Origin of the sequence: Streptomyces sp. NPDC050636 (assembly GCF_040654775.1) — a bacterium.
GTDB lineage: Bacteria > Actinomycetota > Actinomycetes > Streptomycetales > Streptomycetaceae > Streptomyces.
On sequence record NZ_JBFAIP010000162.1, the window covers coordinates 1 to 9,365 of the forward strand.

The window sequence follows — 9,365 nt, forward strand, 5'->3', positions numbered from 1 at the left end:
CCCATTACCCATCTGACGTTCCCTGCTCACGGGCCGTCTGAGCTGATCTACCTGGAGCAGATCGACAGTGCCCTCTACCTGAGCAAGAGATCAGACATCGAGTCCTACCGACACGTACTGGACGAACTGGCCTACGCGGCTGAGACCAGGCGCGACAGTGTGACCTTGCTGGAAGAGGCCATCGAGAAGTTCGCGTCTGAGGAGCATGAGTAGGCGCAGATGGCCAGATCGCTGTTCAACGAGTCCGACCGGCACGGCGCGCACGCCTGTGAGCCCGGCCGGGGCCTAGGTACTGTCCGACGGGTCGTGTGACAGGCCAGCATTTTCATCGTTCCGGCCAGTATGGGGCGGGGTGATCTGTCGGACCGGGAGTGGGCGCATCTGTAGCCGCACTTGCCGAAGAACGTGGGACGAGGCGGGCGTTGGAAGAGTCATCGCAGGGTGAGCAACGGCATTCTCTTCCGGCAGCGGACTGGTGTTCCGTGGCGTGATCTGCCAGCGCGGTTCGGGAAGTGGAAGACAGTGCGCGACCGACATCGAAGGTGGTCGGCTGACGGCACATGGGAGAGGATCCCCCGGGCCGTCCAGGCTGACGCCGACGTGCAGGGCCAGCGCCGCGGTAGCGCGGGCGGCCGACCCACCGGCTTCAACAAGACGGTCTACAAGCGCCGCAACGAGGTCGAGCGAACCATCAACGCGCTCAAGGGCTTCCGTGCCGTAGCCACCCGCTTCGACAAGAGGGCGTATGCCTTCCGCGGCACGGTGGCCGCCGTTGCCATTCGCCTCTGGCTTCGCTCGTGATCAGCCGAGCAGTCTTCAGGTTCTCGCCCCGCCCGAAGCGCCAAGTCTGCGGAACCCCGCAGCTGGAAAGCGCCGGAATCTGCTGGCATATCTCTGGTTCAAGGGGGACGGGTGTGCAGGCCCGGGCCTGGGTTGGAACCTCGGAAGGCCCGGCCGTCCGTTCACGAGGTGCTCCGCCCCGCGAACCGCTCGAAGCCGTCTCCCCGCCCGAAGTGCACCTTCTCATACAGGTAGTGCAGGAGATCCGGGTGTTCGGCCAGTAGCCGGTCATGGACAGCGGCTCCGCTGACCAGAATCGACTCGCCCCCGCTCATGGCCGGCCGGACGCACAGCAGACCGAGTACCCGCGGCGGCTCCTGCTGCGATGACCTGTCCGTATGAAGTGGCAACGCGCGATCATGACCGTCCCGATCCGGAAACAGTGCCTGCCCCCCAGCCTGTGTACGGGCCGTCACCAGCTCATCTGTTGCTTCCTTGCCTGGCCGCACGGTGCCCAGCGCCTCGCCGAACCACGTGGACAACTCCACGCATTCCGCCTCGCTCAGTCCCTCCAGATCCAGGCCACGCACGACGGCAAAGCCGGGCCCCTCCCTCAGGCGCCGATCGACGCACGCGGCCACACCCGCCAGAGCGTCCCGGTCAGCTCGCTTGGAAATGCCGGCCTCGTGCGACGGGAGCTGCACAAGCCAGTCATTTTCCCGCAGGGACTCTCGGTCCCACAACGAACGTCCGCCAGCAGGGACGAGTTCCGTCACTCAGTGCCTCCCTGACCTTGTCCGCGGTCTTCAACTGATATGGGACATGGGGATCTTGCCCGGGAAACTCGGGGAAGATGCCAGGACAGCCGGGCAGCGTACTCCTGCAGGAGCGAGGCCGAGCGGACCAGCAACGCGCTCAAGGGCTCCCGGCCGTGGCAACCAGGTACGAAAAGAGAGCGCACGTCCATGGCACGGTCACGCTCGCCGTGACCGTGCCACGGCTGCGTGGGTGATTCGTCGGACAGGCTCTAATCGGCGCAACTACGGGTGTACCGAAAGTTGGTAGTGCCTTGCGACGGGGGTGTGCAGGAGGGGGGCAATCCCCTCATGACGTGTTCCGCACCAGACTCCCGTAACAATGGCGGCTATCTCCTCGACAATGCACAGCCCGAGGCGGGTACCCGCTTCCAAGCGCTCAGCGAGCTCTTCGCCCCGAACACCTTCCGGCACATCGAGGGCCTGGGGATCGCTTCGGGGTGGCAATGCCGGGAGGTCGGGGCGGGCGGCCCCTCGGTGGTGACATGGCTGGCCGACCGGGTCGGGCCGACCGGTCGGGTACCGGCGACCGATATCGACACTTCCTGGTCCTCCCGGGCAGCGGGAGGAGGGATCGAGGTGCTGCGCCATGACGTGGGCCTGGACGAGCCCCCAGGGAGCGGCTTCGACTTCGTCCACGCCCGGTTGGTGTTGGTGCACGTGGCCGACAGAGAACGGGCCCTGCGCGCGATGGTAGGCGCACTGCGGCCGGGCGGATGGCTGCTGTTGGAAGATGCCGATACGGCGCCGCAGCCGCTGATCTGCCTGGATGAGTACGGGCTTGAGCAGGCATTGGCGAACAAGTTGCGGGCCGGATTCCGCTCGCTGCTGGCGGCGCGCGGTGCCGACCTGGCCTACGGACGCAAACTCCCCTGGCTGCTGCGGGAGGCGGGGCTGACCGATGTCACCGCGGACGCCTACTTCCCGATCACGTCTGCGGCCTGCGACGTCCTGGAGGCGGCGACGGTCCGACACGTGCGCGGCAGACTGGTCGCGGCAGGTCTCGCGACTGAGGAGGAGATCGACCGGCAGCTCGCGAACGTCGCTTCGGGCCGCCTCGGCCTCGCCACCTCCCCGATGATCTCCGCGTGGGGCCGCTGCCCATGAGGGCCCGCCGGTCCGGTCCATCGTCCGCGCATCGGTACCGGAGTGCCCCGCCGGACGGAGGGTGAGCCCCATGTCTGGGTGTGACGAATCCATCCGACCAAGGTGAGTGACGCTCGCCGTCCCGAGGTCCCTTCATGGCAGAGTGATGCGCATGCCCAAATCAACGCATCAACGACGAAGACACTTTGCCGCTGCCCTCCTTCTGAGCGCCGCAATACCCTTGACTGCCTGCGGTCAGCAGCGCGTCGCAGCCGGCGCGCCCAGCGCATCGCCCAGCACCACGCCCAGCACCACGCCCAGCTCCGCCCCCAGCAGCAGCTCGAGCCCCTCCGAACCCGGCGCCTCGCCCTACGTCGAACCCGGAGCCCACGACGGAGCCCCGCACTACAACGAAAACAACGCCGGCCGCCAACCCCGCGAAATGTCCCCCGCCAGCGAGAAAGACGCTCAACGGGAAGCCCATCGCATCGAACCCGTACTCAAACGACTCTGGAAACAGGGGAAGTGGGATCCCAAGAGCGTTCGCTCGGCGATGCTCGCGCTCGGGTACAAGGAACAGCGGACCGGCCCCAACGGTGAGCGGCGCGGCGGGAATCTCGAAGTGCGGGGTATGGACCGCCGCTTCAAAGGCGACCACTACGTCACGCCCGAAGGCGCCCGGATCGGCCTCCTCGTACACAAAGACGCCTGCGTCACCGCATTCGTCCAGAAGACCAACTACCAGGTAGAGGTCAACGGTCCCTACATGGAGACAGGCTGCTTCGAACCGCCCTTCGCGCACTGACGAACAGCGCTGGCTGCGGTCAATCCAACACCTGTGCCCGGTCCCCGCACAGCAACGGGTCGACAAGGCGTGGGCCAGCGTCCAGTTCCTGCTCGACGAGACGGACGTGCGGCTCGACTTCCTTATGGACGGGTTCCCGATCCTGGAGGACGGCACCCTGTTCGGGTGGACAGCGGAGCAGGTCGAGAGCGTGGCACGGGAACTACGGGCGACCTCGTGGGAGCGGCTGGCGGCCCACTACGACCCGGAGCGGATGGAGAAGGAACGGGGATACCCGCCCGGTTGTAGGTGTGGAGGAAGTCTGGCAGGGCGGCGGTGCGTTCGTCGTTGCTTGCGTAGAGCCGGATGTAGGCCCATTCGTCCAGCAGGGTGCGGTTGAAGCGTTCGACCTTGCCGTTGGTCTGTGGCCGGTAGGCGCGGGTGAGTTTGCCTGTTGCTTTGAGGCCGGCGAGGGCTGTGCGCCAGGCGAAGCTTTTGCGGTAGGGCCAGGCGTTGTCGGTCAGGACACGTTCGATCCGGGTGATGCCGAGGCCGGCTAAGAAGGCTGCGGCCCGTTGCAGGAAGTCTGCGCAGGTGGTGGCTTTCTCGTCGCGGTGGACTTCGTTGTCGACGACCACACCCGACTCGCCGGCGCGGTCATACATCGACCCTCCCCTGGACGTGGCTCTCGCGCCAGAGCAGAACCCGGCAGGGGGCATGAGGCGAGGACAAGGGCGGTTCTGGGCGTGATCCACTGCCCCGATTCGGTAAACCTGCCGCGTAGTTCATGTCTTCTTTTCCCACCGCGTCACCGGTAGTCCGCCGGGAACCTTCAGCTCGAAGGCCCCGCCGACCGCGTTGTCCAGCGCTTCTGCGTGGTTGTTGCCGGCATTGAAGATAGAGGCCGCGAGGATCTTTTTGACCTCCGTGCCCGATCCACGGAAGGCCTTGACCTCTGCCAGCGCGGAGTGTGCTTCTCCCGCGTCCTTGGCCTTGCTCATTGAGCCCAACAGGTCGCGTGAGAACCAGCAGTCGGGGATGTCGTCAAGATTCCACTCGGCGTACCAGTGGACATCGTTGAGGAACGGCCGTTTCGGTACCTGGCCGTCAATCGCGACCAGATAGAAGGTGAACTTGATGTTCCCCAGCGAGCGCCAGTCGGCCATGTTGGTGTGACTGGAGATCCGGCCCGCGAGCGCATTGTCGTAGGTCGACGCGATGTCGTTGAACGATGGTGGTTGATTGCGGTCGGCGCCGCTGTAGTGGCGGATCGTCCACTTCTTGCTGAGCAACTGGGCCGACTGCTTCGCCTTGATCGGTGCGACACGGGCCTGCCCCGCAGACTTGATGTAGTCGTTCATGTTGAAGGGGCTCTGATCCGGGCCCGGCGGAAACGCCTCGCGTGTCAAGTGCCCCATGAGACTGTAGGCGTCATCGTCGGTGTGCCCGCTCGCCTCCAGGGCCTTGATCATCTGCTCCGCGTTGGACGCGTCCCGAACGGTCGGCGCTCGCTGCACCGTAAGCCCAGAAGCACGGTGCATCACGGAGTCGCTTGCGACCTCAGTGCGCTGGATGGGAGCGCTGGTGTGCGTGTGCCGCTGCCCTCGTAGCATGTGGGCCACCGCGGCGTTGCCCGCTGTGTGTTGCAGGGCATGGAGCAGCGCATGAGGTCGGGGCGGAGCAGGAGTGGCTCGCGGGGATGTGCGCCGCTGCGTGGTGCCGCTGGCCGCTCGGGCGTCTGAATGATGTTCGTGTAGGGACATGGATCTCCACTCTCGCGCTGCGGCCAATGGCACTTGCAGTGTGACCTCCTGCCGGGGTGGGACAAAGGGCTCGAACTCGCCGCGCAGCGCGAGGCCACCGTGAAGCTCAGGAGCCGGCGGGCGAACTCCCTTTGCTACCCACTCCGAGTGAAGCGGTGGTTCCGGCAGCCGGACCGCCCGCGAGGAGTTGGCTTGTTCGTGCAGGGTGAGAGACCGCGCCGCTACGTCATCTGGCGTAGCTTCCCTTCTTTGCATGCACGATCTTCCAGTGCCCTGGTTCGCTGAAGGTGTACATTCCCGAAGAGAGGGGCAAACGGGGCATGACTGCTCGTCCGTTGGCGCCCGGAGTGTTTGTCACGGAGCGTCCGAGTGGGGTCAGAACGATCACTGGAGCGGGTACGTCCACACCCGCGTTCCTCGGCTATACCGTCGGAGGGGTCGAGCCGTCGACGCCTCCGACGCTGGTGGGCAGTTGGTCCGAGTTCGTGGACAAGTTCCACTTCCGGTCGCCAGTGGGACCGGAGGAGCTGGAGCGTGAGCTCGAGAGATTGCCTGCTGCCATCGTGGAGGCGGCTGAGGAACGGCAGGAACGGGAGGACGAGCTCCGGCAGAAGTCCACCGCCGGCGGTTCGCCGGCCGTCACTGAACCGGAATTCGCCACGCTCGTCGAAGTGCAGACGGCCGACTGGGCCGGCGAGAGCGTCAGCGCACCGGACCGGCAGGTGGCGGAAACCGCGGCGGCCAAGGTCGAGCAGGCCTTCCCCGACGAGTACCGGCTGTGGATCGCGGCGGGGGAGAAAGAGACGTCCCTGCGGCATCGTCAGAGCGAACTGGACTTTCTGGCACAGTGGTTCGTCGCGGCTCGCGAGGTATACCTGCACGAGGCCGTCTACGGCTTCTTCGCCAACGGAGGAAGCTCCTGCTACATCCTCCGGCTCGACCCCACCAAGCCCCTCGCGAGCGAGGTCGAGGGCGACCTCGACAAGCGCACCGGTCTTGCCGGGCTGAAGAGCGTTGCGGACGTGACCATGGTCGCGGTGCCGGATCTGTGGAGCCGGGGCACGACACCCGAGATCGGCGCGGCGATTCTCGACAAGGTGGTCGGCCACTGCGCCGCCATGCGCAACCGGCTCACCCTGTGCGAGCCGCCGCCCGACACCGCACCGGCCGGCGTGTCGCAGTTCCTGACGCGGCTGGCCGGCCCCGATTCCGACGATGCGGCGTTCACGGCCTTGTACTACCCGTGGGTCGAAGTCCCAGGAGTGGACGGGGCGCGGCGCACGGTGCCGCCGTCGGGGCATCTCGCGGGCGTGTGGGCCCGTACGGACACCGAGCGCGGTGTCTTCAAGGCTCCCGCCAACCAGAACCTGCGCGGCGTCCTGGCCCTGCCCGTCCGACTCACCGACCAGCGTCACGGCGAGCTGAACGACAAGGGCGTCAACTGCCTCCGTGTCTTTCCCGAGCGGGGGTTGTTGGTGTGGGGTGCGCGGACGCGGTCCAGCTCTCGCGACTGGCGCTACCTCAACGTGCGCCGGCTCGTCTCGTTCCTCTCCGACTCGATTCGCCAGTCGAGTACGTGGGCGGTGTTCGAGCCCAACGACGACCGTTTGTGGGCGGCGTTGCGGCACTCGGTCGCGAGCTTCCTGACGGACCAGTGGCGTCAGGGCGCGCTGCTCGGGCGAACGCCCGATGAGGCGTTCTACGTCATCTGTGACCGGTCGAACAACAAGCCGGAGACGATCGACGCCGGTCAGGTGATCTGCGACATCGGCGTTGCGCCGGTGCGTCCCGCCGAGTTCGTTCAGTTCACCATCACCCAGATCGCCGGCCAGTCCGGCCAGAGCATCTGAGCACACCCGCACTGCCGATGCCCGCATTCCGGATTCAGGGAGGCTCACGCACGTGTTGACCGGTGACACCTTCAGTAGCAACACCTTCGCCATCGAACTGGGCAAGTTCCAGGTCGAGACCGTCCAGGACGTCTCTGGACTGAGCCTGGAACAGGACGTCGTCGAGACCCGCCAGGTGTCCGCGACCGGCGAGCTGATCGTCCGCAAACAGCCGGGCGCACGCAGGACCGGCGAGATCACGATCACCCGTGGCATGGACAAGAGCACCGCGTTCACCGACTGGATCAAGGCCACCCTGGTCAACGCCGACCTCGGCAGCGCCCGTCAGAACATCACCATCGCGCTGAAGGACGCGCAGAAGCAGACCGTGCGCCGCATCCACCTCACCAACGCCTGGGCCTCCCGCTGGGAAGGGCCCCAGCTCGGGGCGGCCAACTCCGGTACCGCGACGGAACAGGTGACGGTCACCTACGAGGACATCACCGTCGAGTAGTCGAGCAGCCGGAAGGAGCAGCAGCGATGGCAACGCAGCCGAAGCCCCCGGGCGTCTACGTCACCGAGAGGTCCAGTGGCGTCCGCATGATCGTCGGGGTGGGCACCTCGACGCCCGCTTTCCTCGGATACACCAAGCTGTCCGACGACACGCCCCCGGAACGGCCGGCCCCGCCGTTCACCGCCGACGAGCGCAAGATCCCGCAACCGATCCACGGATGGCAGGAGTTCGTCGACCGCTACAGCATCAAGGAACTGGGCGACGAACTGGCCGCCCTGCTGAAGAAGCAGAAGGACGACACCCCCGAGTCCGGTGACCTCAAGAAGATCCAGGTGCTCCAGCGGTGCTTCACGCTCGCCGAGGCGGTGTACGGGTTCTTCGCCAACGGCGGCACGTCCTGTTACGTCGTCGGCTTCCTGAACCCGGACACGGCGGTATCCGACGCAGCCCTCGGAGGAGACGCCGAGACACGGACGGGACTGGGCGGCCTGGAGACGGAGCTGGAGGTCACCATGGTGGCGGTGCCCAGCCTCTGGGACATGACCGTGGCCGCAACCGATACCGCGACCCCGCCGCCCCCGGTGCTGCCGACCGGCAAGGGACTCATCGACAAGGTGCTTGCGCACTGCACCCAATTGCGCAACCGGCTCGCGGTGGTCGACGCACCTCCAGGCCAACTGGTCGAACGGCTGAAGGAGTTCGTCGGCACGCTCGCCTCACCGGACTCCGACGACGCAGCGTTCACGGCCTTGTACTACCCGTGGGTCGAGGTCGCGGGGGTGGACGGAGTGCGGCGCACGGTGCCGCCGTCGGGGCACCTGGCGGGCGTGTGGGCCCGTACGGACACCGAACGCGGCGTGTTCAAGGCTCCCGCCAACCAGAACCTGCGCGGGGTGCTCAGCATCCCCACCCTCCTGACCGACGACCAGAACGGGGCACTGAACGACAAGGGCGTCAACTGCCTGCGCGTCTTCCCGGGACGGGGGTTGTTGGTGTGGGGTGCGCGGACGCGGTCCAGCTCGCGTGACTGGCGGTACCTCAACGTGCGTCGGCTCGTTTCCTTCCTCTCCGATTCGATTCGTCAGTCGAGTACGTGGGCGGTGTTCGAGCCGAACGACGATCGCCTGTGGGCGACATTGCGGCACTCCGTGGTGAGCTTTCTGACCGATCAGTGGCGTCAGGGGGCGTTGCTGGGGCGTACGCCGGATGAGGCGTTCTACGTGATCTGTGACCGGTCGAACAACAAGCCGGAGACGATCGACGCCGGTCAGGTGATCTGCGACATCGGTGTCGCGCCGGTGCGTCCGGCCGAGTTCGTGCAGTTCACCATCACCCAGATCGCCGGACAGCCCGGCACGAGCAGCTGAGGCGGCGCCCATGCAGAAGGTCGTCGTGAGACAGGGTGACACCATCACCCTCCTGCCGGCCCTGACGCCTCCGGCGACGCTCGTCCCGCCGCCCCCGATCCCCATCCCGCGCGGCACGGCGGGATTCCGGATCGAGGGGTTGCCCGCCTGCGTACCCGAGGACATCGAGTCCATGGTGCTCCCGCCTGTCCCCTACTCGACGCCGTCCTTTCCGAAGCCCGGAACCGGCCGGGTCCGGTTCAGGGTTCCCGCCGAGGACCGCGCCAAGTACGCGAGGACAGGCCACGGTACGACGGAAGTCGTCGTCAACGGGGGTCCCCTCGAAGTGGTCTTCACCGTGGTGGACCAGGCGAGTAATCCGTCCGGCATGGACCCCGTGCCGGAGTACCGGGGATCGGCGACCCTCACTTGCCCCCGCACGCGCCAG

11 protein-coding genes and 1 pseudogene are annotated in these 9,365 nt (G+C 66.6%); 9 read left to right on the top strand and 3 right to left on the bottom strand.

Features of this window, described 5'->3' with window-relative positions:
• Together AB0I10_RS39025 and AB0I10_RS39030 are read left to right on the top strand one after the other, a co-directional pair.
• Nucleotides 1-213, top strand: a 213-nt coding sequence (locus tag AB0I10_RS39025; RefSeq protein ID WP_363157500.1) for a Scr1 family TA system antitoxin-like transcriptional regulator, incomplete at its 5' end; no start/stop codon positions are given.
• A 180-nt stretch (nt 214-393) separates the two neighbouring features.
• On the top strand, nt 394-801 hold the full coding sequence (locus AB0I10_RS39030) for a transposase (RefSeq protein ID WP_363157501.1): 408 nt from the start codon (nt 394-396) through the stop codon (nt 799-801).
• Nucleotides 802-962: 161 nt separating this feature from the next.
• Here the strand turns inward: AB0I10_RS39030 and AB0I10_RS39035 are convergent, their stop codons facing one another.
• Complete coding sequence (locus AB0I10_RS39035) at nt 963-1,556, bottom strand: TauD/TfdA family dioxygenase (protein WP_363157502.1); 594 nt, start codon at nt 1,554-1,556, stop codon at nt 963-965.
• A gap of 330 nt (nt 1,557-1,886) precedes the next feature.
• On the opposite strand from AB0I10_RS39035, the gene AB0I10_RS39040 reads away from it, so the two are divergent.
• The 3 genes from AB0I10_RS39040 (at nt 1,887) to AB0I10_RS39050 (ending at nt 3,865) form a co-directional block, all read left to right on the top strand.
• Complete coding sequence (locus AB0I10_RS39040; RefSeq protein WP_363157503.1) at nt 1,887-2,702, top strand: methyltransferase domain-containing protein; 816 nt, start codon at nt 1,887-1,889, stop codon at nt 2,700-2,702.
• A 532-nt stretch (nt 2,703-3,234) separates the two neighbouring features.
• Nucleotides 3,235-3,486: a hypothetical protein gene (locus tag AB0I10_RS39045; RefSeq protein ID WP_363157504.1), complete on the top strand. Its 252-nt coding sequence runs from the start codon at nt 3,235-3,237 to the stop codon at nt 3,484-3,486.
• 106 nt (nt 3,487-3,592) lie between these two features.
• Complete coding sequence (locus AB0I10_RS39050; RefSeq protein WP_363157510.1) at nt 3,593-3,865, top strand: DUF1877 family protein; 273 nt, start codon at nt 3,593-3,595, stop codon at nt 3,863-3,865.
• Here AB0I10_RS39050 and AB0I10_RS39055 read toward each other — a convergent pair.
• Nucleotides 3,768-4,091, bottom strand: a pseudogene (locus AB0I10_RS39055) (integrase core domain-containing protein); the annotation flags it as partial. The gene AB0I10_RS39050 and the pseudogene AB0I10_RS39055 overlap by 98 nt on opposite strands.
• 159 nt (nt 4,092-4,250) lie before the next feature.
• Nucleotides 4,251-4,937 carry a hypothetical protein gene (locus AB0I10_RS39060; protein WP_363157505.1) on the bottom strand — a complete coding sequence of 229 codons (687 nt, stop codon included), beginning with the start codon at nt 4,935-4,937 and terminating at the stop codon, nt 4,251-4,253.
• Nucleotides 4,938-5,776: 839 nt separating this feature from the next.
• Here AB0I10_RS39060 and AB0I10_RS39065 point away from each other — a divergent pair.
• From AB0I10_RS39065 to AB0I10_RS39080, 4 genes are all read left to right on the top strand, one after another.
• Nucleotides 5,777-7,078 carry a phage tail sheath C-terminal domain-containing protein gene (locus tag AB0I10_RS39065; RefSeq protein WP_363157506.1) on the top strand — a complete coding sequence of 434 codons (1,302 nt, stop codon included), beginning with the start codon at nt 5,777-5,779 and terminating at the stop codon, nt 7,076-7,078.
• A 52-nt stretch (nt 7,079-7,130) separates the two neighbouring features.
• Nucleotides 7,131-7,571 carry a phage tail protein gene (locus AB0I10_RS39070; protein ID WP_363157507.1) on the top strand — a complete coding sequence of 147 codons (441 nt, stop codon included), beginning with the start codon at nt 7,131-7,133 and terminating at the stop codon, nt 7,569-7,571.
• A 26-nt stretch (nt 7,572-7,597) separates the two neighbouring features.
• Complete coding sequence (locus AB0I10_RS39075; protein ID WP_363157508.1) at nt 7,598-8,938, top strand: phage tail sheath C-terminal domain-containing protein; 1,341 nt, start codon at nt 7,598-7,600, stop codon at nt 8,936-8,938.
• Between the two features lie 10 nt (nt 8,939-8,948).
• Nucleotides 8,949-9,365: hypothetical protein (locus AB0I10_RS39080; protein WP_363157509.1), on the top strand; the 417-nt coding region annotated here is incomplete at its 3' end.

Coding starts and splice junctions, on each gene's coding strand:
- AB0I10_RS39060 (WP_363157505.1), bottom strand. CDS start 4,937: ATGATCAAGGCCCTGGAGGCGAGCGGGCACACCGACGATGACGCCTAC.
- AB0I10_RS39075 (WP_363157508.1), top strand. CDS start 7,598: ATGGCAACGCAGCCGAAGCCCCCGGGCGTCTACGTCACCGAGAGGTCC.
- AB0I10_RS39040 (WP_363157503.1), top strand. CDS start 1,887: ATGACGTGTTCCGCACCAGACTCCCGTAACAATGGCGGCTATCTCCTC.
- AB0I10_RS39045 (WP_363157504.1), top strand. CDS start 3,235: ATGCTCGCGCTCGGGTACAAGGAACAGCGGACCGGCCCCAACGGTGAG.